This window comes from Mucilaginibacter sp. AK015 (assembly GCF_014200785.1).
Lineage (GTDB): Bacteria > Bacteroidota > Bacteroidia > Sphingobacteriales > Sphingobacteriaceae > Mucilaginibacter.
The window spans coordinates 1,409,475-1,433,084 of record NZ_JACHCV010000001.1; the positions used below are offsets into that span (position 1 = coordinate 1,409,475).

The window sequence follows — 23,610 nt, forward strand, 5'->3', positions numbered from 1 at the left end:
GGCTGCGGTTTTTAATTGGGTTTACATATCGTTACAACCGGGCCAACACCGCCGATATACTCAATCGCCGATGAAAACTCCTCGGTTTGCACCTGTTTCTGCAGTTTAACATAGTAGTAATTGTTATAAGGAGATTTAAGCTTTCCGCCGGTTAAAAGGGACGTTACCTGGGCGTCTTCCATCATGGTGGCACGCAGGTCTGCCGGATATAAGTCGATCACCTTCGTTATGGCCGTGCCTGCACCCTTATCACGCCGTATTATTTTTCGCAGAGCGTCTGCAACCAATTTTTGTATGGCACCGATATCTTTTTTTTCGCAAGCCGGCACCAGATATAGCTCAGTTGCCGTTATAAGGTAGCCGTAAATTACCAGCTGCCCCTTATGCACCAATTCGTTCAGCATCCCCGCAATAAGCACCTTATATTCCACGTCGCGCCTGCTGTAAACGGGATAAATAAGGGTAAATTTTAACGTAATACTGCCTGCACCGCGCGGTCCGTCCGCAGCTTTATTTACTTGTTGTATAGAGGCCCGTTTTGCCATAAGGCGTTATGATCACAAAATATTCACCGTAAATGTTTTGTTGTCCTTTTTATATTCCCGGCGTATCCCCGCCAGTAATTCTGACTGTGTTACCAGATGATCGTTCCGGGATACGGCCGACATAGCGCAATACCTTAAAACGTTTATAATTGCTCCGCCTGATAGTTCAAACTCTTCGGCTATGCGGTATACATCAATATCGGGACGCAACCGGCATTTTCCCGAAAAAGCATTTTGCCATAATGTGTAGCGCTCATCCACATCAGGCATGGCAAAGTGTATCATCCCCTGGAACCTGCGCGTAAAGGCATCATCCATGTTGGCCTTAAGGTTGGTAGCCAGTATCACAACGCCGGGATAATCTTCTACCCGTTGAAGCAGGTATGCAGTTTGCTGGTTGGCATGCCGGTCGTTTGATGAACTTGCGGCGGTACGTTTGCCAAAAAGCGCATCAGCCTCATCAAAAAACAGTATCCAATCCTTATCCGTTGCTATATCAAATATCCGCGAAAGGTTTTTTTCCGTCTCGCCGATGTACTTGTCAACCACCAGCGAAACATCTATCCGGTAAACATCGCGCCCGGTTTGCTTGCCGATAAGTGTGGCGGTAAGCGTTTTACCCGTGCCGGGCGGACCGTAAAAAAGCACGCGGTAGCCGGGTTTTATCTTATTGATAAGCCCCCAGTCCTTCATCAGTATTTCACCGTGCGTTAGCCAGGTGGTTATTTCATTTACCTGGGCTAGCGTGACGTGGTCAAGCACCACATCACTCCATTCCATCGGGGTTGATATTTTTTGCGCCGGGAATGCCGGGTCGTACGACGGGGCCGTCTTTTCGCCGGTAATAAAATATCGCACCCACTCTTTACTCATGATAAGGTGCCCGTCAAGCGCGGGCAGCCCTTCGTCCGGCTCGGCCAGGCTTATAACTTTCTCTTTTATCAGTACGCTTTCGTCCGACAGCACCCTGCTCAACTCGGCTGATTTTAGCACATCGTTGGCGGTTAATAAAAAGCTAAGCGTTTGCCCCGAAGGAATAAAACCCGGGTGGCCTTTTTCCGGGCACCCGCCAAACTCGGTAAAGGGCCTGTCGGTTAACTGGTTACGACCATAAAATACGTCCAGTATCTCCGGGCGTATATGTGGCGCCATGGCCAGGGCCAGGGCAATTCTTTGACATGCGGTAAGGTTCCATCCGTTTACGGTATCTGCATACGGCGATCCCGAACCGGCAAGGTCCGGCACGGGTAACGCGGTCCAGTTCTTATCATAACCCTCGTGTAAGAGGTAAAACCCTATGGCCTGCTGAATAACTTCCTGCAGCCATGCAAGTTCGGTTTGTATATCTTTTAAAAAAGGTTCAGTTTCCATACCTGGGGAATAATGCCTCCACGTCATCAAGGTTCATATCGGCCCATTTAAAATACAGCAGCGCGGTATTGGCGTTCAGCTCATTAGCGCGCAGCGAATCGAGCAAACTGTATCCGGGATTACCGCTTAGGGCGTGTATATACACCGAATCCGTGTCGAACTGTTCATAAAATCCCAGCGCCCACTCCTGGTGCTTTCGGCGGTAGAGTATTAACTCGTTGATAAACACGCCGATCTTTTCGTCCTGTACCACCAGTTTTTTAGCGCGGAAAAATGCCGGCCGTCGTTGCTTTTCCATGTGGTAATACTCCACGTTTTTAGACTGGATAGTGCGCACATCGGGGTGACCAAAAATATCCACAAGGCCAAAATTTTCCGTGGCGGTCGCTATTTCAAGTTCCGCATCCTGGCTGCCGCCAACGGCCAGGCTCCAATGCGCCGTGCTTGCGCTTTCTGTTATAACAAATACCTCCCTGAAGGAATAGTAAACCTGCGTAAGCTTGATGATCAGTTGATCCTGCAGGTCGCTCCAGTTGGCGATCCTCACCAGTTTACGGTCAGCGGATGAGAATACAAAGCTGCCATAACCGGCGAAGGCAAGTACCTGCTTGCTAAACTCGAATTCGCCGGGGCCAGCTCCATGCCCGCTGCTCCTGCCCGAGTACGGCCGGCTTACACCGTCTTCAAACTTCCACTCGGCGCCGTTCAGGTGCTCGTCGTAGCTGATGTTTACATCCTCCGGCCCGATGATATGGCTAAAAAAAATATTCCCAAGCACTACCATTTCACCATTCCGTATCTGAAAAAAATCGCCGGGGTAAAGTGGCTGGCTCAAAGGCTTGGCGGGGACATATCCACCGGTTTTCAAATAAAAGCTCCTATAGAATTTATGGAAAAGATCGTTCATATACTGGATGTGTTAAAATTCGCTCCCCGGTGCGGGGAGCGAATGATGACGGTACTTAAGAAGCTAAAGCGGCTGCGTTGGCAGCAGCAAGGCCAAGCTGGTACGACCGAAGCTTGATTTGTGCCTGAACAAGATTTGCCGTTGCCTCGCTCAGTTGCTGGTTAGTAGCATTTGACGCTTTAAGCGACTGATCGTAAGCTTTTTTGGCATTCTCGTAAGTCTCGTCCAGCAGCGTAGCGATAGATTTCGATGTATCCTTCGAATCTGCACCGTTAACCGTTAAAACGTCAAACAGCTTCATGGCCTGCGTATATTGCAGCGCCGATGCCGCTTCCGACTGCAAGTTTGATGCCTGCGCAGCATAAGCCGACTGCAACGCCACCAGTGTTAAGGCGACCGCATTATTGGCATCGGCACCCGCAGTGCTGACACGGGTGACCAGGTCATCATTGATCAAAGGGTTGAGCGCTTTTTTCCTGATAATAAGATTCGACAGCTTATTGATCACCTCCGCTGCGTAGATCAACTTATCTATCAGTGCTTTCACCCCAACGGCTACGTCCCGGGTTTTCGCGTCGGCAATTACGATGGCGTTGAATGCCGTTTCTGAATTTTGCTGCAAGGTTGTGGCCGATTGAACTATTTGCGTTACCAGGTTTTTATTATTGAGCGCCTGCACCCTGTTATTATCGTTCGTAACAAGATACGCCTGGAAATTTGCCGCCTTAACGGTAAGCGAATCTACAATAGCCTGCAACTGCTGCACACTATACTGCGCGTCGGTTACCTGTAGGGTCAAAGCATCAAGCTCAGATTTTTTCTTTTCGGTGACCCCGTACCTTTTAGCAGGGGGCATTAATAAAGTGCTCATATGGTTTCAGATTTAGGGTTTGATGAACTTATTTCATATTTAAAAGGTTTTGTTTTGGCGTATTCCGACAGCGCGTTCTTGTACTGCACCATATCCTCTTCAGGCACGTTGGGCACCGTTAGCACCACCGGTATGTAATGATATCCCGGTATAAGCGGATCGCCAAAATTATCGGTAACCGTCGAATCGATCTTCACATGAAAAACGCCGTTTTTCACTTCTTCCTTGTCTTTGGAAGGATGAACTACGGTATAATTTGCAAATGATACCTGTTCGGCTATTTTGGTATTGAAGAAAAAGCCCGGGTGTTCCTGTTTGGCAGGCGTAATGGCTTTCATCTCGTTATCCCTTTCTTTACGGGCTTTTGTCAGTTCATGCCTAAGGCGGGTATATTCCGCTTTGGTATTGCTTAACGCCTTTTGGTCGGACGAGCCGGGTTTGGCACCCGCCTTATCAGCAGTTGGCGCCGCTGTCCCTTCGTTTGTGGCGTCAAGCCGTTCAGATGTGGCGCTCATATCCGCCTGAAGCGTTAGTAATTGTGCTTCGAGGTTTGATATAAGCGGATCGTATTTATCGGCTATCATTTCCAGCTTTAATACTTCCTTCTCAATACTTCGCAGCCCTTCTACCGATAGCAATCCGTTAATAAGCCCTTTGTTATCGGGTAAATATATTACCCGGTGTTGCACAGGTACACCGCTTGGTTCAACTACCGTAAACGTAACTTCTCCATCCTTGTAGCCTATGGCTTTAGGCCCGGGACTCACCAGGTCGACCGTTAACGCGAAGGACTCTGAAGGTGCCGACAGATAATCATCAAAATTATTGATGAGTTTTTTATAATCTTCTTTGAGCTGGGCAAATACAAAAACCGCGTATTTAGCACCAAGCTGCATCGGCTGTCCGTCAGAATCTAATAAATCATCTATAGAAATGGTCGTTTGAATCAGTCGTTTGGCAGGTGTTGCTGGCAACGTAACTAATTTCCTTTGTTTATGGTTCAATACCAAATTCTCCGCATTTGATATCGTAAACACCTGCTTCTTGCTATCCTTTACCAGCATGATATAGTAATGCTGCACGGGGTAGCTGTCAACAGTTGTTTCGTTTTTTTCAGATGCCGAATGGTTTTTGTCCGGCTTGAACGGCGCATTATAATAATTAAAGTACACGTCGTAAGATATGCTGGTTTTGTTGGCCACTGTAAGGTTAAGATTAAGCTCCCGATTATTGAGACGATAAGCGGACCTTACCGAAAAATATTCGGCGTTGCTTGATTCAAGGGTACCTTCCGCCACTTTTTCGGTGGCGCCCGCGGCAGCCAATGCGGCATGGTCCGCAGTTACAGTTGCTGCAGTAGCGCTGAAATCCGCGTTGGTAACGGCCAGCAGGTTGGCAATAGCGGTATTTGTAACAGCCGCTTCATCAGCCACCGTGCTAGATGATACTTCGGCGGTATAGGTAGAGGCCTCCATAGCGGTTTGCGACAACTTTTCCGCATCGTAAGCCGTCGCATTTATTAAGCCGTAAGCCGTTTCGCCCTGGAGGTAAAGCTCACCTTCGGCATCGGCAGCTTTAAGTATGCTGAAGATACTGCCCATATCACTGGCCAACCTAACTACCGCGTTTGAGGCTATCTGGATGTTCGACGCACTAACCGCGGTATTGGTAACAGATTGTGCCGTATAATTTTTTTGCTGCGTTGCAGCGGCCGCCAGGTTAGTGGCAATATTCGCGTTTTTAACCGCCTGTGAACTTATATTCTGCTGGCTTTTGTATTTAAGATTTGCCAAATTTAGGTTTTCACTTGCGGTAATAATTGCGCCTTCCGCATAATAGAGGCTGAAAATAGAAGCATCCAGGTTCGACTTGAGACTTTTTTCGGCCAGCTCAAGCGTTTGCAGCGTATTAACCACACTGGAATGCAAGTTGTCGTTGTAAGAGTTCATAATTTTATTGTTTTGTGATCATTTAATTTTGTTAGTTACGCTTTGCAGTTACATGGGTTAGCTGCTGTCCATTTTTAAGCTATCAGGTTTCATAAATTTCGTTTTTATATTTTCCATTTTACGTGAAGGGGCTTATCCATCCACTGATATTTTATAATTGAAAAAGAGAAAGGGAACTGATTGATCAATATATCGTAGGGCCTTGGTTCTACAGCCAGTTCCCACCTTTCTTCCGTTTCACGTAGCAGCCCGTCGCGTACCAGCCAGTTACCCCTGAAACCCTCTACGCTTGTTTTGCCAATTACCGGCCACTGGCTTACCATATTACGTATCATACCTGAAATAAGCTCTTTTTGCCCGGCAGTAAGCGTTATACCCTCCGGCACGGGCTCAGCCAGCGGCAGCCCGCAAAACACCTTGTTAAGCGGAAGATATTGTTCTGACGTATGCGTTAGGCCCGTAACGGCATATTGAAGCACATGCGCAGCCGCTAACCTGGCCTCCGAATTAACAAACACTTGCCCATTTAACATCCTCATATGCCTGAATAGCGCGGGGATGTATTCGCTAAGTAACACCATGCCGGCATTTTTTACGGGAACCGGCTCTGTTGTGACGCCGGCGGGCTTTTGGATAATTGGCATTTCGGTGAGGGGTTTGGTGTTAATAAATTTGTCCTTTAAAGCTTTTGCTTCGCCGGCTGCGATAATTAACCCCAGTGCTGCCCGGTAACCCGGGGGAAGCAGGTTCGCTTTTTTTGCCGCCAGTCTTATAAAATCACTTTTCGGTATGTTGAAGTTAACCTGCATATCCCAGATAAGCTCCTGCCATATGCGACCGGCCGATATTAATGACCGGTTGCCCGATTTGATCACGAGCAATAGTTTGCGGTACAGCAGCATTTGTATATGCCGGCCTGTTACAGCGCCAAAAGCCATTTCTCCCAGTGCGTTGTACACGCGTTCCAACTCATATATAACTGACCTGCCGCAATTAGTAACCAACAACACATACTGAAGCTGTTGAAAGGGCAGTACAGCGGCTAACTGCTCATATTCTTGCCCTGTTAAGCGTTCGCTTTTTAAGATATTAAGCAACGTAAGGGGATGTCGCGCCACAATTTCTTCAGCAAGCATTGCGGCGCTATATAGTGGCCGCGGGGCAAACCAGGTGGGGACATCCTGCCCGGTAACAACCATGTATAGCAGCTGTTCCGTAACGTTAGTTTGGTGCGCGCGAAGTACATCTTTGCTTAATGTTTTTACAGCCTGCGGCGACAGGTTACCGGCGGTAGTTAACGGCAGTTCAGTGCCTGATGCTTTTAGCACTTTTAAGCCGGCTTCATTTAACTTGGCAATGAACTTTTGCTGTGATGCAGATGCGCGTGAAATAAAGCTCCGTCGCATATTTGATGATATGCCAAACCCTGCGGCGTTAAATTTTACGGCGGTTTTGTTGCTCAAAGCAGCGTTTGTTTTTAACAGCGCGACGGTTTGCTTGAGCAGTTTATCCAGCGCGGGCTGCCAGCTTCCCTGCCCGCTGCTGAACAATAATGCCTGTCTATAAACATTCATCATGGCAGCCTCATTATCAACGCCCCCTCCGGATGCATCAAGCAGCAGGATGATAAAGGCGAGATCGCCTATGCGTTGAGATAAAGACGGTTTGCTGATGTTTAAACGGTATAGGACCTGCTCCAGGTCGACTTTTTGCATAAATCGGAGGATCTCCTGATCTGACAAAGCAAGACCTGCGGAAAATTTCAGGGGATCGCCCTCGCCGGTCATTATTTGGAACAATACATCTGTAAAAGTTATGCTTTGATGGCCACCTGCGAGTGTGTCGGCACCGGCAGCAATGGCTGTTTTAAGGGATTTTGCCAGTGCTGCATGGCTTATATTTGCCAAACCTGCAAAATTATGCCGGGCACCGTAAATTTGACCACGGACTCGTACCCAATCGGAACCTGTTACGATACCCGGGTAATGATAGCGTACAGCCGCTTCAAAGTTCTTTTTAAAACCCCTAAACCCAAGCCTGTACCAGCCAGTCGCTAAAATGCACTGCCAAAACAGATCAGTTAACGTCCTTTGCACCGATACTTTATTCACATTCGGTGTTGTCCTGCAAATACGGGCAAGGACGGTGCTGACTAAACGGGTTACCTGTTGTGTACCATTGCTAAAAAGCCTGTTCAATAGTAACCGGTACAAATGGGTGTTTTGTTTGATGGCCTGTATAACCGGGTGGTTAAAATGATATTGCTGCAGTATTTCCTGAACAGCATCAGGAGCCGTATTCTCATCCAGCAGAAGGGTATTTACCAATTCAATCGTTTCGGTGTTACTCCCGCTTCGTGCTGCGGTTGGCCGGCGCTGCCGGCGGCGTTCTGCCGGTAATGGTTCGAGGCTTAGTTGGTCCCTCAGCCATGTAACAAATTCCGGTGTAAACCGGCCAGATCGTTCCGCCAGTTCTGCCAGCTGCATAGCAAGCAATTTTGCGGAAAGCCCGGGTTGCAGTATCAGCGACTTTAAAGCCAGTGTCAGCACATTTCTTTGCAGCCACGCAACATCTTTGCTGCCCGCCAAAACGCTATCGCTGCCTGTGATCTTGATAAATTGCGTTACCACCCCAAAATTTGCGCCTTTACCCGCCCGGAGTAGCCTGTCAATCGACCAGTTGTCAGTTAGCAGGCGTAACGGGCCGAACAAAAACGCCTTGTTTTTATATGCCCTTAGTAACTGCAGCACCCTGTGCTCGTCCAGCCGGATAAGCGCTTTCAGATCGGCGCGAAGCAACCTTAAAAAATCGCGACCGGTACGGTCGCCTGCATTTTGCAGGGTATAAGTATTAAGGTTATAAACAATAGCCGCAAATGGCGCCTTATCGTTTTTTATATAGTTCATCCCAGCCGGTACAGCTGCCAGATGGGCAAAGTCGGCCATAGATAGCCCCTGAAAGCGCGAGGCCATTATTACCCGGCACAGCGTATTATATACTTGGGTAGTAGTAGTGCCGGAAATGTTGGCACACTGTTGCAGCAAATAGCTCAAAAATGTTTTTATAGTTATCTGTTGCCTGTACTTTAGCAGGTATGCTACGCATATTGCCCTCGTTTTATACCGGCCTGCAAGTGGCGGTATTCCGCCGGGAAGTTTCGTAAACAGCTGCACCAGCTTCACCACGGCGCAGGGTAAGGTGTATTGGCAGGCATTAAAAAATACAGCCATAAAATGATCATCCAGGCCTGTTGCGTTCTTAAGCCAGTATTTAACATCGACCGGTAAAGCCTGCAACGATGAATGGCTGTCAGGATACCCGGCGTTTACAATATATGCGGCAAATTGTGCCGGGGACGGGTTTCCGGCGCGCACTTGCTTCCGGCGGGCAGCAGTGCTATCGGGCAAGTTTAAATTGTTATCAGGCAGGCTAACCGCGGTATGTCGTTGCTGCTCCGACAACATATTGATCACCGTCATGAAATCGCCCTTTACATTAAACGCGAGGTTTGGTTTTACAATGGCGTTTTCTATCAGCAGCAGCAGATCGCAATAGGCAATGTTATGGCGATGGGCCATTTGCACAAGAATATCTTTCATGAACGCAAGGTTGTTAAATATCGTCCCCCTGTCGCTCAGCAGGTAATTCAGTATCCATAGCCTTATTTCCTTTTCTAAATCGGCAACGCTGCTGCGCACAAACTGCTCTTTATGCTGCAAGCGCACCATTTCAGCCGACAGACAGTTGATCTGGTCGTAACTCACGGGCTCAAAGCCGCGAATCGTGGCGTTGTAATTAGCTTCGTTAAACTGCCAGGCCATGCGTTTTCTGGTGGCCGTGTACACCGTGCCGGTTTCGCGCAGTAACTCAATTGTTTGGTGTGGCTGCTCCTTAAATAGGACGCCTACAAGCGCGTTAATATCACCCCCGCTATAGTTCCAGGGCATCGTGCCGTTAATCAGAAAGTGTCGCAGGCTTTCTATCGATGCAAGGGTCTGCTTAACAAGCTTAAGGTTTTGTCCCGGCACCGGATAACTCAGCATGTCGGCGAGTTTCTCTCTGAGGGTTGCTTCCAGTCTTCTCTTAAGCTGTGCTTCAAGTTCGTTAACTTCAATCTCTCCTAAATCTATTTCCAGCGAATGAATAGATAGGGACATCCCCTCCGGGCAAACCGCCTTAAAAACGTAATCGAGTTCACCGGGCATAACAAACCTGCTCCACTGGCTCAAGCGGTTCTGGAGGTCGAAACCCAGCGCCCTGTTGTCAAACGTGGTGTCCCAGCTCAACGTTGATACGATATGCCCTTCACGCTGCCTCATGATAATGCTTTGGTTTAAAAATCAATTGGTTATGCCAGTAAACAAAGGCCGGTATAAAAGCGTCAAGCTGTTCGGTGCCTAAAAAGTGAACATCGTACGTTAGGTGCACAGGCAGGCTTTGTTGTAAAAAGTATTGTATCCGTTTTTCAAAGGCGGGCTTATCGGTTGGTAGAATAAAATCAGGGAATATAAATTCGACGTCGCTTTTAAAAACCGGGAACTCATCAAATTTTTCGATCTCCTTTTTACCGTCTATTTTTACCGTGAAGTAATAAGCAGAGTGCGGGATTTGCTTAAAGTATTTATTTCGTTGCTGTTCGCCTGATGCGGTTAAAAACCTGTAGTGTATCCCATTTACATCCAGTCCGTTATACTCATAATCATCAAGATGTTGTTTATTATCGGTAAGCGCCTGCACTACCTCCCATGCCTGGTTATAATCCAGTTCCCCGGCCACCTGCAGATATGGTCCGTAAGCCGCCTCCCTGGTAATCACAATCTGATAAGATATACTCCTTTGCAGCAGGCAGTTTTCGATAAATATTAAGCCTTTACGCTCGGTTATCATCCATAGGGCATGCCGCAGGTCGGTACCTTCTGCACCCTTATCGAAATTACAGAGTATAAAGTTGAGGTAAAGCATCCGCAGGCCAAAAAACAGGCACATTTTTAACTCTATTGCCGAGTAGTTATCAAAATCGGTTACGGTAAGTTTTTCAAGCTCGTCTATTTTGGTGGCATCAAAAATAAAGTCGCGGTCGTTGCCGTTTAATATCCGGTGTTCAAAATCCGTCGGAACTGCCTTGGGTAGCCCGGCTATTTTTTTTGCGGCCAGCATATTATACCCTTTGTACCTGAAATAAGATAAAAGGCCCAGGTTTTGAAGATACAGGCTTTTAAATATAACCAGGTCTTTAGCGCCGTTACCGCTGTATACCGATCCTTTGAGCATTTCGTTGATGGTTAAGGGCGATTCGCCATGCCTGGCCAGCAAATGATCGAGCATTGCGTTGCGGCGGGTAATGCCGGTATTCTCATCTTCCATAAACGCTGATAAGCCATGGATGTAAGCGTTATACGGATCGTGTTTAAAAGCTTCCCAGCTATCGTAATCGAGTTCTTTTTGCGTTTGCTGACCGGTGTAAAAGCGCTTTACATCATTATCTTTTAACAGCGGCCTTATGTTTGGCACGTCGTAAAGCGAGCGGTAATAATACGTTGGTGAAAAGCAAACATAAGGAGCCGGATATTCGGAGAACAGGCGCTGCTCGGCGTTTAAGGTACTGTAGTAGGATACCTCATCCAACGTATCGGCGGTAAGCGAGTTGCGAAACGAAAACAAGCGGCCGGTACCGGCCAGCTGCGCAAATTGATTTGCAAGCACCTGGTCGAACAGGGTGAGGTATGCTTTTAACTGCCGCGACTGTGCTGCCGAGTATTTTGTGGTATTGCCGTCGGCTACATCGCCGCCAATAGAAAATATGGCGGGAAATGTATTCTGGATAGAGTAATAACTTTCAATATCGCGGTATACACCCGGTTTTACCTGGCTGTTTTCGTTGCCCATATCAAGGTAAACGTTACCTGTACTTATACCGCGGGGCTTTACAGGTCCTGTAAATTTGTAGTCGGCGGGGATAACAGCGCCCTTATAAGTAATACGCAGGCCGCTTGAGAGCGACGCCGAACCGTCTAACACAGGCAGTTGGCTGGGCGATAATATTATCTGTTCCATCATCTGGCCGCACACATATATACTCAGCTGCCCTACTTCACTGACGCCCTTTACTTTACTGATAACTTCCATCAGTTCCATCGTGTTAAGCTTTGCCTTTGGTGTACCCAGGGTTTGGTTGGTAAACCAGCCATTATTAAGCACGGGCCCGTCTAATATGTCCTGGGTATTGTATCCCTGCTGCCGTAATTGTTCAAATCCGTGCTGTACAGCGGCCGGGAAAATATATTGCTGTATGGCGCTGTTTATCTCGGTAAGTATTTGATTAACACGGGCGGTACTGTTTATTTCAATATTACCGCTTATGCTGAACAGCAAGTTTTGAAACGGCCGGGGAGTAAAAAACAGCTCTCCCGCATTGCGGCTTTTATTAAGATAGTAATACGCTTCGGTACAAACATCGTTCTTTTCGGTCTCGGTCAGGCGCTCATCAAGCAAAAGGTAGGATTGATATATATACCTCATAAAAGGCGGTATTGACGGATATACAATGATTATAGCGTTTTTAATGGCTTTATTGCTGTCTATCAAATACCTGCGGTAATCATCGGTAGTAAACGGACTGGTTGTAAGGATGGCTTGCGGTAAATAGAACTGATCGTTGGTAACGATACGGCCGTTAGCATCTGTCAAGATATCTTCTATCGGAAAATCGTTGCAATACCCCAGTTCGGTCAGCGCGAAACACACCTGATCCAATATGGTCACGCCCGGGTCGCTGGCGTTAAAATTTGTCCACTCGCCGCCGCTGTGTTCCTTAAGAAACGCAAGCCCTGCCGATTTTAGCGCCTGAAAATCCTGCGTTTCCGGTAGCGGCTTATCGATTATAAATAACTGCTGTTTCATGATATTTTGCAATTAATATTATGACCGAGATTGGATACCAGCAGCATTGACGGATCAAAGGGCTTAACACTGCTTGTAAAAGCTACCGTTGCGATTTCAGTTGCGGGGTTTGTCCAGGTTTGCAAACGCACGTTGTTTACTTTTTGAACACCGCGCAGGCCGGCAACAAAGGCGGCTACCTGTGCCGTAGTTATGGCTGCATCTATAGTAACCTGCTGGCCTGTTGAGGAGATCCATGGCGACAGGAACAAATCGAGCTGCTGCCCTACCTGCGCCGCTATTTCGTTAGTACCGTTCGCCGGTTTTGCAACCAGGTCGACTGTTACTTTTACAAATTGAAAATTAAAGTTAGCTACACCTATGCTCACAAAGCATGACGACTTTGCGACCAGCAATTCCCGTATCTGCTTTTCGGCGCAGGCGGTAACAAGGGGCGTAAAGGCGCCCGTAATTTCGGGCCCTGCGAAAGCTCTAACCAGGTATACCTGGTTGACATTGGTGCTCTTGTTGAAAACAGTTTTGGCGTAAAAAATATCAGGAAAAGACTGCACGATGATCCGGAAAAAATCGTCGGCAGCGGCTGCCCTGTCCTTGGTTTTAATGCGATTGCTAACACGCAGGTTCATCAGCACATCTGTTTCCTTAACCTTGCCGCCAAAAGATGCAAACGGTTGCTGAATAACGCCCAACTGCGGAACGGCAGTTGAGGTTTTGGAGATGGTGGCCGCCGGGATATGCGTTACGGCTGCACCCTGTTGCAGTTGGGTACGGCGCGCGATAAAACCATTTGTAGCGCAAAAAACGGTTTGCGCGTATGCTTGCGGCTGGGCAGATACCGATATGGCTAACCAGCACTTGCCCTGGTTGTCCGGCAGGCCGTTATAATCAATATCCGGCGGTATATCGGCTTTAATAATGCCCGAACAACTAAAGTTATTTGTACCGTCGGCGAGTATCTCCAACTTTTTCCACCCCGTGGTGCTCAGGTAAGAATAAGAAATAGCGGTAACCCCTCCGGTTATGGCGTATACACGGGCCAGTTCAAAGTAAAGGTTGATCGGACCGGGCGCAACAAGCTTATCGAGCCCTGTAAAAAGATAACCGGCGCTGCTTAGCGGTGCGAACATAGGTATACCGGTGTCATCAACTTTATTATCATCGCTATACGTATAGTTGTACTGCGTAACGCCTGATGCAGCATCAAATACCTTGTAATTTTGAAAAGGCGTGTAAATAAAACATTGCAACGGGTTAGTGCTATCCGGCGTCGAAAAATTTACGGTAGTATTTGCGCTGTAGGTGGCCGACACCGCCGTCACCTTTGGGATAAAAGGCTTTGGCGTCAGGGCGGTAAAAGTGGCCGCCTTTTTATCAGCTATCTGCTGGGCGTTATCCAACGTTATTTGGAAAACAATAGCCGGGTACAACAACGAGCCGAAGCCATGACCGGGGCCGTTAAGTGTCATCTTCAAAAAACCGGATGCGTTTTGCCCTGTATACTTTAAAGATGCGCCCTGCAGGGTGGCATCAGGTACTATTGCATCCCCTGTGGCAATATAACAAAAGGTGGACGTTGTATCCAATACGTTATTTGTTGTAGCGAACAGGGTTGTTGGTGCCGGGGGTACATTAATGTCGCTTGCGCCGGCATCGATAATGCAGGCGCCGCTGTTACGCAGGTCTAAATCTGTCCATACCCGGTTTTGCAGCAGCTGAAACGCCACCGTAAAACAGCAGTTATCAAAAACCGCGTTCGGCTGTTTTTGGTCTGTTATTTCCGGCTTTTTCCCGGTAATGCTGTCTTTCAACTTTATTAACCAGCATGGCTTTGGTGCAGGCGGCAGGTTCATATCCCCTTCCAGGTATTGGTTGTATTGCAGGTAATAAGTTTTAAAGTCTGCCGGGAGGCCGTTCCAGTCTATTTCAAGTGAAAAGCTTTTTACCGGCTTGCTGAATATTTCGCTGCTGCCAACAATAAAATTGCTGCCGGGCATGGGTGCCGGGCCCATAAACTGAAAGGGTGCTTTTGTACTCAGCGTTCCGTAGTCGTTATAAAGCTGCAGGCTTTTAATGCCGTTCACTAAAACATCAATTTCTATTTTTTTGATCACCGGCGGGTTAGCCAGATCGGGAACCTGCTGAAACTGTATTTTAAAAAGCGGCCATTGTGTATCTAATAGATCCGGATTTTTCCTGAACGGCTCGACAGGTGGTTGCGTTGCATCCAATTGAACCCGCAGAACCACTACTTTTGCAGGCCCGGGCGGTGTCGGCAGCGGCACGGCATTTACAGCCAGCCAACTGGCAGCCGTACTAAAGTAAAATTCGGCGCTGTCAAATATCGAGCTATCAACTTCATTAGTGCAGGTCATGGTCATGGTAATGGTGCGGATGCCTTCCTTCAGTAAGAACATGGGCGATGCAAAGGCTATTCCGCCGGTTGCCTGCGTACCCTGATTGTTCGTATTACCGAAGGTATCGAACCCTATGATGCTGCCTTGCTGATCGGTTTTTACCGTGCCCGGAGCGGACACCGTGTTCAAATATATACCCTGCCCGCCGTTTAGCGGCGAAATTGAAAGCGTTTTAAGATCGGTAACCACGCCGGAATTGAGCGTTACAGGTTGCGGGTTTGAGAACAATACCGGTTTTTTCCAGCTATCTGTGCCGGCACTAAATAAGGTATTGGCAGGCAATGTAAACAGCATCCCGGGCTTACTAAGCGTTGTGCACAAGTAAGCACTATCCGTAGCGCCGGGTAACGGCCTTTGCAACAAAATATCCCGGTAATAAAAATCAAGGTGTTTTTTTGAAATATCGTTAAGCTGGCTTTGGTGAATTTTTAGAAGGTCGACAAATCCGCGCAGCAACAGGGTATCGGGGTAACTGCTTTTCTTTTGTTTCAGATAGGTGTACTCCGTAGCGGCATAGCTAACGCACTTGTCCAGAAAATCAAAAACTATTTCGCCTGTTTTTTGCAAAACATCCAGCAAGGTTTGGGGCTGCGTTTTAAATGTAATGCGATGCCCCATATCAAGCACTTCCCAGTACGGTGCCTTGCCCATCCCGGTTTGCCATATAATTTGCTCGGTATAGCTGTAGCTTTCGTCTGCAAGGTTAGGGGGGGCGGTTATAGCGCGTACAATGCGGGTTTTATGCATTGCTTCTTTCAGGGCAATCAGCGCCCAAAAGTATTGGCTGTAAATATCGCGGATATTGGTGGTAACAAACCTTTTAAATTCGTAGCGGGTATGCGATCGTTCCATGTAGTATATCCAGTCTCTGAAATAACCGTATACCTCTGCTATCTGATCAAATAATGTGTTAAATGTAAAGGAGATAAAAGCACTGTTATCGCTATTTGTACCATCGGCATTAAGCAATGTTTTAAGGGTATGGCAGTTATGGCCAAACCGGGCGTATAATTCCTTGCTTTGTATCCTGCTGATCATGGCGGTCAGGAAAACAGGATCTTTTAAGATAAGTGGGGCCCAATTTCCCTGCACGAGATTATCCTGGTTATAAAAATTAATAACAGAAGCGAATTTGGAAAGGAAACAAAGCATATCTTCCTCGCTCCTGCCATCTATTAAATTAGCAGAAGGGATAAGGGAGTCCTTTAACGAACTGTATGCACTGTTTTGATCTGTCCCGCTTATCATCTCACTTTAAATTGGTACCCTCCATTAATGAAAATGGAAAGGTGTGATTATGCCTTGTATTGGTTTGTATGTATATGTAATTTATCGTTATTTCCAGCATCCCGTTTAAGATGTCGGTAAACTCCACATCAACACCGGTTACATTTATTCTGGGTTCGTTGATGAGTAACGACATTTTAATTGTATTAATCAGCTCGCCTTTTAGTGTTTCGCTCGGTTTCTTAAAAAAATATTTCTGCAGCCCAGAGCCAAATTGCGGCTCCATATTCCTTTCGCCGGTAGCGGTGAACAGGATCAATCTTATCGACTCGCTGATGTTTTCCTCGTATGCCGTGATGCTTACCTGGCACGTTTCGGCAGAGAAACTTACTGGGAACGACCACCCCGATCCCAAAAAATTCTTTTCCTTTACGATCTTATGACTATCCACCTATTTCAACTGTAAAATCACCTAATAATATCGACCCGCCATGAGCCGTTGTATCGCCTATCCTTGCCGCCGGCATATTTCCTATTAAAACCGTTGCCGACCCCTTTACGATAGAATCGGGCGGGCCAACGCAGGTTAACATATCGCCTACCCGGGCCGCCGGCAGGCCACCAATAAGTACCGTTGGCTCGCCTGGCCCAACAACCGGGCCGCCGACATGCGGTATAGGCGCCGGTACCGCCGGTGTTTCCATCGGGCACTCATGAAAATCGGTTAATCTGGCTGCTGGTGGCATATGCTTTAGTTTATCATGATCATTGCACTCTTCAGGGTTAGCTCCATGCCGCTGTTTATCTGTGCGGTTTCGCTGCCCATTGCCGAGTACTGGCTATCGGCTGTTTCTTTTATGTTAACCCCGCTTATCTCTACGTCGCCCCCATCTGCGGTTAGGGTTATTCCCTGGCTGCCGGTAATGTTAACCTTTTGATCGGCCTGGATATTTATGTTCTTTTCGCTTTTTATAGTGATACCGTCGGCCGACATTACGATGCTGTTGTTGTTCTCGTCCTGGATGGTTATCTGCTTATCCTTATCGCTGAATATCATCGTGTTTTTATCGGGGGTGTTTATCGTCAGCACAACGTTCTCATCATCAAACTGCACATACAGCCCCGATTTTGACACAATAGATTTAAGGGTATTATTTTGATTTGGCTGCAGCGTATTGTATGGTTTGAGCGAGGCGCTGCTGTACATACTGCCCAGTATAACCGGGTAACGCGGGTCCTCGTTAAGAAAACCCAGCACCACTTCGTCGCCTACTTCGGGTAAAAAAAAGGCGCCCGCGTTTGAGGTGGAGTAAAAGTTGGATAACCGCGCCCATATACCTGCGCCGTTCTGGTCAAACAAGGGTATGTTCACCAGTATACGGTATTGGTTGTCGGGGTCGTCGTTTATTTGTTTTACGGTTCCGTTGAGCAAACCGCGCGCGCCGGGCAGCAGGCCAGATGCCGGAGGCGCCATTACGTCGGGCTCCTCTGTAAACCATGCTGGGGAAAGGCCTAGTGACGCTTCGGTTGTCCAGTTTCCGTCGGAGAGGTCATGTGTTATGCCCGATACGAAATGGTTGCCCGTAAAACGGTCCCCTACACCTTGCAAGGTGATATAGGTGGCAATATCTGCCAATGCCGAACCCTGGTACAGTACGCGCCCCTGTATTTTGGCATATTCGCCTTTAATTACCTGCGCGTTGCACCAGCCGGTGAGGTCGGTGGTTTCCAAAGGCGCGGTTGTTTGCAGCTGGTATTGGTTTATCCCGACCATGCCTGCCAGCTCTGATGAGCTCAGGTTGCCGGGCCCCGGTATCTGGTTTTGGGCAGATGAAGTGCCTACCGCCTGGTTTTTATAATCCCAGCTGGTAGCGTTTACGCCGGGCAGCTGCGTTAAGGCGTTTAGGTCGGCATCAAATTCAAGCAGGTTATTGCCATAGGCAATGGTTAGTACCGGGCTTGTACCGGCATCTGGCTGTGCCACGGTTACCTTATTGTTTATGGTAGTAACTATCAAGCCATTTGCCTCCGCCCTTGCAAGCATAAAATCCCAGTCGGTTGTGTAGTATTGTATCTGTTCGGGCCATTGCGTGCTCGTTGATGTGACGTCAGCGCTCAGGCCATCGTACGTGCCTATTATTGTTGTAATAATATCACTGTCAGCTCGCTGAGAAAAGGTAAGGCACTTGCGCCCCGCGGTCATTTTTATGGCCTGATCGCGGCATTCTATCTCCAGGGTCGAACCAACTAAGTCGTTTATAACTATGCGCTGCCCGGTGACTATACCCTGGAAAATCACCTGCTCGGCGTTATCATATCCGGCCTGTACTGCTATAACCGCCCCAGGGACGAACGTGGCCGACGAGCTTACATCAAACGTACCGGTATCCGCCTCACCATCAAGAATGATGATGCGTGCAGATGCCACCCTGTTCACGCGTTTTTCTACCCTGACGGATAGTATACGTACCGTATCGGGCACGGGTGCCCCCCCCGCCGTAACGCTGAAAGATACCAGCCCGCCGCTTGTTATATTAGTTGCCTGCGACATGTTGCGATGGGATTATTGGTGGAAACGCCAGGGTTCCTATTCCCCTTAGGTCCCTGAACTTATTAAGGCCGTTGAATTTGGCTACCTGTATGTAATAGTTTTCGTTGTTCCATACCCGGTTGCACATTTGCGGCAGGGTAAGCCCATCTGTTACGGTAACTAAATGCGTAAGATCGGGCGACTCGTCTGCGTCTTGCTTGCTGATCACGACCGGCGAAAGGTACTGGCTAAAGGTAAGGGATACCTTTGCCCGCAGCGGGCTCCCGTCCGGCCGGAAGAGCGTATACGATATATCCATTGTGTTAAGCACCCCCTGAAACATGGTATTCTTCCCCCATATTATCTGCACGTAGTTTGGCCGGTGAATTTTTCCCTGGTAAATAAATACAATGTTCTCCAGGGTGCTTATTTCCTGCGCCATATTAACGCGGGTGCTGTCTACAATACCTGTGCAATCAATAACAATATCAAAGCTCAGCTTATCGCTTGCGGTGTGTTTATACTTTTGCGCAGATGAACTTGAATCGGGTGGCTGCTGCTCGTTATAGTCGATGCTTCGTTGCAGCTTTACCGATTCGGGGTTTATCATCACCTCGTATGGGTCGCCTACTGAGCTCTGATAGTTCTCATCAGAGAAACCGGATATCTGCAAAGGTTCTAATGGCATTTTTGTGATGTTTAACGATTGTTGCGGTACCTGTTTTTACTCTCCCTGATCATTTCACGGCAGGTTTCTATCACGCTTCGCTTCAGCGCCTGTATTTCGCGGTCGCTTATTGCCTGTTGCCGCGATTGCCCCGACACTATTTGTGTTTTTATTACCAGTTCTCTGATCTCTATAGCCATTATGAGTTATTTGATGATGGTGTTGGGTAAACAATGCTATTAGTAGTCACCTGGAAGAACGTATAAGCCAGCTCTACCGATTGAATAATGATGCTGCCATCCTGCGAGTTAAGATCTGACACCGAATATTTTACCGGGTAGGCAGCGTTAAACGTCCAGGCCAAACAAACCTGCCCGGCAGGGTTCAACAGATCAACCAGTAAATTGCAAGTAGTTATAGACTGGCTAAACCCGCCCGATAACGTATTTAAACACCAGGTGTTAAAGGTTGACGATTGCGGCAAAACCGCGCTTTTCAACACCAGGTTTTTGGTACTTGCAATAACGGGTAACCGGTACTTAAACCGGTTTTCCCCGCCACAGGCTACTTCTTCAATAGCCATTTCCTGCGATATGCCCGATACTTCCCGGAACGCGATGTTCTCGTTATTGTACCCTACCTGGAAGTAAAAGTTTACCGGGTAATCATTATGAGGACTTACCGTTGGTAATGATGAGTTGCTCATGTGCAATTTCTATGGTGTCTACCGCTACTTCGTTTCCGTCGGATTTAAGGTCTGTACTGGTAATTTTGGTTGGCCATGCGTTCAACAACTGCCATTGCATGGTTATATCGCCGTTTTCGTCAAGCAGTTTTATTACCACCGTTTGCCTGGCAACGGTGTTCATAGCAATTTGCGAGCGCCAGTTCCAAAACGTGTTGTCGTTCACAAACACGCCGCGTTTCATGGTCACATTGCCATATTTAACTATACCGGGCATTTTTTCGGTTGAAAAAAGCGGGCTGTTGCTGTTTCTGTATTCAATTATCTGGTGTTCTACATCCATGCCCGATACTTCCTGAAAGGCTATCTTCTGCATGGTCGATCCAAGGTCTACCTCAAATCTGAATTTCGGCATCGGCCATGTTGAGCCTTCTGCACTTCCGTTGTCTGTTGCCATTATCTTATATTTTTAAGTTGTAATACAATTGGTTAGCTTGATACTGCCATCTCCTGTTGGAAGGTGATCACGATAAATTCCGCAGGATGTACTAGCGATACTTTTACGGTTACGTTCATAAAGCCCGCAAGTATATCGTCGGCGGTCATTGTCGATCCCAATCCGCAATCAACACTGTATGCATCAGACGCGCTGGCGCCCATTAGCCCGCCCTGTTTCCATATAGAGTTTAAGAAGCTGCCGATCATGGATTTTACAGCCTCCCAGGTGTTTTTAACGTTTGGCTGAAATACATAGGCCTGTGCCGCCAGCTTACAAGATTGTTCAAGCATGATCATGGTACGCCTGACCGGCAGGTAGCGCCAGTCGTTGCTGTTACCATCCAGCGTGCGCGCACCCCAAACCAATATGCCTATACCATTGAATGAGCGTATGGCGTTAACAGATTTACCCGATAATGCATCAACGTTCAGGTTGGCCTGCTGCGTTTCGGAAAGCTTGATAGGAAGCGATGATACACCTACTATTGATGTATTCGCGGGCGCTTCCCAAACACCGGCTGCCTGGTCAATAGTGGTCATTACACCGGCCATACCTCCGCTTGGCGGCAGTATGTTCAAGTCGAGCAGGATGCTGTTAATGATAGTTTTATACACAGGATTGGCTATTATAAGCGCGTTATTTAACTGTTGAACCGTCATGGTAGAAGTACCCGACTGTATGGTGCTTAAAATTGATGCCGTTGTAGGATCGGGCGCCGAGGCGGGATTGATTATGGGTGCAAGCTGTTTGGTATCGCCACCAAACAGGTTGGTATAATCTATATCTCCGGGCTGCATGATACTGGTGCCGATAAACGGGTAGTAAGCAGTACCGTAACTAAGCCCGTTAGAGCCGGTGCTGCTTCTGAAATTCGTAATGTCGTTGGTGTAAAGTATCGGGTCGGGTGCTTTACCCCCTATAATGTCAAATACACTTATTGTTGTACCCATTGTTGAGCTTTGCAAAAGCATTTCCTGCATCAGGTTGCCATTATCCGCCAGCGATAGCAGGGTGGCTTCGGGGCAGATGTACATGGTTGGTTCGTCCTCGTTCTGCAGGATGCTTAGGCCGCCGAGCAGGTCATTTAACTGCACATTCGAGTTTACGATCTGGTCGCCCGGGTTTGCAGGCTTACCCGAGGTTGCACCGTAAGAGCCTACCGAAACGATGTAGGCATCGGCACCACCGTTCTGGTAAAACATCATGATACTGTTATAAAGGTAGTATATAGAGTTCGGATCTGGTACATACGAGTAATAGGTACCGTTAATAAGCATGTAATTACCTGTTGCCGGCTGGCTTTTTTGCGCTACCAGGTAATACTGCGGGTTGTACTGCTTGGCGGCGGGAGCCGGTGCCGGCGGCGACGGATAGCAATAAATTGCTTGAAAATCTGCAAATGACGTTATCTTAAACGCAACATTGGTATAAGATTTACCCTCATATACGGCCTGGGGCGTATAGCCTATAAAGGCGGGTACGGCGGTAGCCACAGGGACCACCGAGTTAGAGAATGCATTCTGTTCGTTGATGTAAACTCCGGGAGACGCGATTGTTGAAAGGTTCATAAAGTATGTTTTAAAAATTGCTAACTATAAGTATACGTACATCGGTGACGAAAGCTGCTGCCGGTTATTAACCAAAACCGGGCTAACATATCCCGGATCGGGGTTCGGCAAACCCTTAAATACCATTTTGGCCGTGGTTGCAGCGGCAGCCGTGCCCTGGCTTTTGGGCGGCAGGCGGTCTAAAAGGTTAAATTTATATTTAGGCCAGTTGCTCAGCGGCAGCAGGCGCTGGCCAGATGAGAAGAACAGTGCCGGCTGCCCCATCACCGTTGTTACCTGTTGCGGCCCCTCAAAGCTGGTTTGGTGCTGCTTATCTTCTATAACCGGCGACGAAAGGTATACCGCACTTTGGTTAATAACATAATACTGCCATTGCGTAGCCCGCGGCGAAAATTCAATGTAAAATGACGGCCGCCCGTTCAATGATGTAAGATCATTAAAATTTATGATGATTTTACCAGCGTAGCCGGGCTGCGCATCAGGCAGCAGCTTCGCATAAAGCTTTGCAGCATTTGCGGTTGCTGCAGATGTATATGCCGTGTTATATTCCATACTCCCTATCCAATTAGTAGGCAGTTCGGTGAAGTTATAAAACGTGGGGTCGCTGCAATTGATATTTATCTGGAAAAACCCGGGGCCTGCTGCATTCAAACTATCTACCAGGTTTGTTAAGCCCCTGCCAAACGTGTAAAGTTTAAAGCCTCCTGCGACTGCTGCAATACCTATTTGGTAGCGCTTAAATAAACGTGCTGTACCTTCGTCTGCAATAAAACTAAAACACTCGCACCAACCCGATTCGTAGTATGCGTGCCTGGTCATCAGTTCAAAAAATATGTTGCAGTTAACTTTCATTGCGTAACCATTTTTTCTGTTTTTGTAACAGCCGCAACCGTTCCCTTCACCTGGCCCGATTGTATATTTAGTAACCTTACCTTATAGAGGATAGAGGGTTGATATTTTGCACCCATGGCTGTCCATAAACTATGCATTTGATGAAAAGCCAGCCTTTCTACATCAACATCAAGCTTTTTTATACCGGCGGGTATTGCAGATGAATCGGCAGGGGTAAGCGAAGTGTGGCTCTGGAAATAGGCAATAACTGCGCTCAGCATTTTTAACGATTCGCTATAGTCATCAAAATTCGAACTGAAAAGAATATCAAGGTTATAATATTCGGAAGGACTGCCCGCAGCATAATTATTATCTTCTAACGGCCGCTTATAGGTATTAAACGGCTTATTGGTCTCCTTTTCGATATTAATAAGCGAGAGCACCACCTTATTTTGATTGATAAAGGGTATCGTGCCATCCGCCTGAATTACGTTGTTCATAACAACAAGGTCTTCATCCGACAGAAAATTGTTTTTAAGCGCCTGGTTCAAAGCCTGAACTATAAACTGTAGTGCCTCGTTTATCATAGTAGCTGTTTATGTTACCCTAACGGATAAAGTAAAATTACGACCTTCAAAACAGTTGC

18 protein-coding genes are annotated in these 23,610 nt (G+C 47.5%); all 18 read right to left on the reverse strand.

Annotated elements, in window-relative coordinates; translation table 11 throughout:
• Window positions 1-11: 11 nt before the first annotated feature.
• Window positions 12-545, reverse strand: a complete 534-nt coding sequence (locus tag HDC91_RS06240; RefSeq protein WP_183549399.1) for a hypothetical protein — start codon at window positions 543-545, stop codon at window positions 12-14.
• 12 nt (window positions 546-557) lie between these two features.
• Window positions 558-1,916, reverse strand: a complete 1,359-nt coding sequence (locus HDC91_RS06245; RefSeq protein WP_183549400.1) for an ATP-binding protein — start codon at window positions 1,914-1,916, stop codon at window positions 558-560.
• Window positions 1,906-2,823, reverse strand: coding sequence for a hypothetical protein (locus HDC91_RS06250; RefSeq protein ID WP_183549402.1), 918 nt, complete (start codon window positions 2,821-2,823; stop codon window positions 1,906-1,908). Before HDC91_RS06250 ends, HDC91_RS06245 begins: the two co-directional genes overlap by 11 nt.
• Window positions 2,824-2,878: 55 nt before the next feature.
• Window positions 2,879-3,694: a hypothetical protein gene (locus HDC91_RS06255; protein ID WP_183549404.1), complete on the reverse strand. Its 816-nt coding sequence runs from the start codon at window positions 3,692-3,694 to the stop codon at window positions 2,879-2,881.
• Complete coding sequence (locus HDC91_RS06260) at window positions 3,691-5,643, reverse strand: hypothetical protein (protein ID WP_183549407.1); 1,953 nt, start codon at window positions 5,641-5,643, stop codon at window positions 3,691-3,693. Before HDC91_RS06260 ends, HDC91_RS06255 begins: the two co-directional genes overlap by 4 nt.
• A 104-nt stretch (window positions 5,644-5,747) precedes the next feature.
• Entirely contained in the window at window positions 5,748-9,962 is a 4,215-nt protein-coding gene (locus HDC91_RS06265) for a contractile injection system tape measure protein (RefSeq protein ID WP_183549410.1), read from the reverse strand.
• A complete protein-coding gene (locus HDC91_RS06270) occupies window positions 9,949-12,543 on the reverse strand; it encodes a hypothetical protein (protein WP_183549412.1) in 2,595 nt (864 codons plus the stop codon). Before HDC91_RS06270 ends, HDC91_RS06265 begins: the two co-directional genes overlap by 14 nt.
• Window positions 12,540-16,205, reverse strand: a complete 3,666-nt coding sequence (locus HDC91_RS06275) for a hypothetical protein (protein ID WP_183549415.1) — start codon at window positions 16,203-16,205, stop codon at window positions 12,540-12,542. Before HDC91_RS06275 ends, HDC91_RS06270 begins: the two co-directional genes overlap by 4 nt.
• A gap of 1 nt (window position 16,206) precedes the next feature.
• Window positions 16,207-16,635 (reverse strand): GPW/gp25 family protein, encoded by a 429-nt coding sequence (locus HDC91_RS06280; RefSeq protein ID WP_183549418.1) that lies wholly within the window; start codon window positions 16,633-16,635, stop codon window positions 16,207-16,209.
• On the reverse strand, window positions 16,628-16,930 hold the full coding sequence (locus tag HDC91_RS06285) for a PAAR domain-containing protein (protein ID WP_162431707.1): 303 nt from the start codon (window positions 16,928-16,930) through the stop codon (window positions 16,628-16,630). Before HDC91_RS06285 ends, HDC91_RS06280 begins: the two co-directional genes overlap by 8 nt.
• 5 nt (window positions 16,931-16,935) lie before the next feature.
• On the reverse strand, window positions 16,936-18,735 hold the full coding sequence (gene vgrG / locus HDC91_RS06290) for a type VI secretion system tip protein VgrG (protein WP_183549421.1): 1,800 nt from the start codon (window positions 18,733-18,735) through the stop codon (window positions 16,936-16,938).
• Complete coding sequence (locus tag HDC91_RS06295) at window positions 18,719-19,402, reverse strand: hypothetical protein (RefSeq protein ID WP_183549424.1); 684 nt, start codon at window positions 19,400-19,402, stop codon at window positions 18,719-18,721. Before HDC91_RS06295 ends, vgrG begins: the two co-directional genes overlap by 17 nt.
• An 11-nt stretch (window positions 19,403-19,413) precedes the next feature.
• On the reverse strand, window positions 19,414-19,581 hold the full coding sequence (locus tag HDC91_RS06300; protein WP_183549427.1) for a DUF5908 family protein: 168 nt from the start codon (window positions 19,579-19,581) through the stop codon (window positions 19,414-19,416).
• Window positions 19,581-20,087 carry a phage tail protein gene (locus tag HDC91_RS06305; RefSeq protein ID WP_162431703.1) on the reverse strand — a complete coding sequence of 169 codons (507 nt, stop codon included), beginning with the start codon at window positions 20,085-20,087 and terminating at the stop codon, window positions 19,581-19,583. The genes HDC91_RS06300 and HDC91_RS06305 overlap by 1 nt, the downstream gene beginning before the upstream one ends.
• Complete coding sequence (locus tag HDC91_RS06310; protein ID WP_162431702.1) at window positions 20,050-20,523, reverse strand: phage tail protein; 474 nt, start codon at window positions 20,521-20,523, stop codon at window positions 20,050-20,052. The genes HDC91_RS06305 and HDC91_RS06310 overlap by 38 nt, the downstream gene beginning before the upstream one ends.
• A 32-nt stretch (window positions 20,524-20,555) precedes the next feature.
• Entirely contained in the window at window positions 20,556-22,133 is a 1,578-nt protein-coding gene (locus tag HDC91_RS06315) for a phage tail sheath C-terminal domain-containing protein (RefSeq protein WP_183549430.1), read from the reverse strand.
• Window positions 22,134-22,157: 24 nt separating this feature from the next.
• Window positions 22,158-22,985 carry a hypothetical protein gene (locus tag HDC91_RS06320; protein WP_183549433.1) on the reverse strand — a complete coding sequence of 276 codons (828 nt, stop codon included), beginning with the start codon at window positions 22,983-22,985 and terminating at the stop codon, window positions 22,158-22,160.
• On the reverse strand, window positions 22,982-23,551 hold the full coding sequence (locus HDC91_RS06325; protein ID WP_183549436.1) for a DUF4255 domain-containing protein: 570 nt from the start codon (window positions 23,549-23,551) through the stop codon (window positions 22,982-22,984). Before HDC91_RS06325 ends, HDC91_RS06320 begins: the two co-directional genes overlap by 4 nt.
• Between the last annotated feature and the right edge of the window lie 59 nt (window positions 23,552-23,610).

Coding starts and splice junctions, on each gene's coding strand:
- HDC91_RS06255 (WP_183549404.1), bottom strand. CDS start 3,694: ATGAGCACTTTATTAATGCCCCCTGCTAAAAGGTACGGGGTCACCGAA.
- HDC91_RS06310 (WP_162431702.1), bottom strand. CDS start 20,523: ATGGCAACAGACAACGGAAGTGCAGAAGGCTCAACATGGCCGATGCCG.
- HDC91_RS06250 (WP_183549402.1), bottom strand. CDS start 2,823: ATGAACGATCTTTTCCATAAATTCTATAGGAGCTTTTATTTGAAAACC.
- HDC91_RS06240 (WP_183549399.1), bottom strand. CDS start 545: ATGGCAAAACGGGCCTCTATACAACAAGTAAATAAAGCTGCGGACGGA.
- HDC91_RS06325 (WP_183549436.1), bottom strand. CDS start 23,551: ATGATAAACGAGGCACTACAGTTTATAGTTCAGGCTTTGAACCAGGCG.
- HDC91_RS06305 (WP_162431703.1), bottom strand. CDS start 20,087: ATGAGCAACTCATCATTACCAACGGTAAGTCCTCATAATGATTACCCG.
- HDC91_RS06285 (WP_162431707.1), bottom strand. CDS start 16,930: ATGCCACCAGCAGCCAGATTAACCGATTTTCATGAGTGCCCGATGGAA.
- HDC91_RS06320 (WP_183549433.1), bottom strand. CDS start 22,985: ATGAAAGTTAACTGCAACATATTTTTTGAACTGATGACCAGGCACGCA.
- vgrG (WP_183549421.1), bottom strand. CDS start 18,735: ATGTCGCAGGCAACTAATATAACAAGCGGCGGGCTGGTATCTTTCAGC.
- HDC91_RS06265 (WP_183549410.1), bottom strand. CDS start 9,962: ATGAGGCAGCGTGAAGGGCATATCGTATCAACGTTGAGCTGGGACACC.
- HDC91_RS06260 (WP_183549407.1), bottom strand. CDS start 5,643: ATGAACTCTTACAACGACAACTTGCATTCCAGTGTGGTTAATACGCTG.
- HDC91_RS06295 (WP_183549424.1), bottom strand. CDS start 19,402: ATGCCATTAGAACCTTTGCAGATATCCGGTTTCTCTGATGAGAACTAT.
- HDC91_RS06245 (WP_183549400.1), bottom strand. CDS start 1,916: ATGGAAACTGAACCTTTTTTAAAAGATATACAAACCGAACTTGCATGG.
- HDC91_RS06300 (WP_183549427.1), bottom strand. CDS start 19,581: ATGGCTATAGAGATCAGAGAACTGGTAATAAAAACACAAATAGTGTCG.
- HDC91_RS06270 (WP_183549412.1), bottom strand. CDS start 12,543: ATGAAACAGCAGTTATTTATAATCGATAAGCCGCTACCGGAAACGCAG.
- HDC91_RS06275 (WP_183549415.1), bottom strand. CDS start 16,205: ATGATAAGCGGGACAGATCAAAACAGTGCATACAGTTCGTTAAAGGAC.
- HDC91_RS06315 (WP_183549430.1), bottom strand. CDS start 22,133: ATGAACCTTTCAACAATCGCGTCTCCCGGAGTTTACATCAACGAACAG.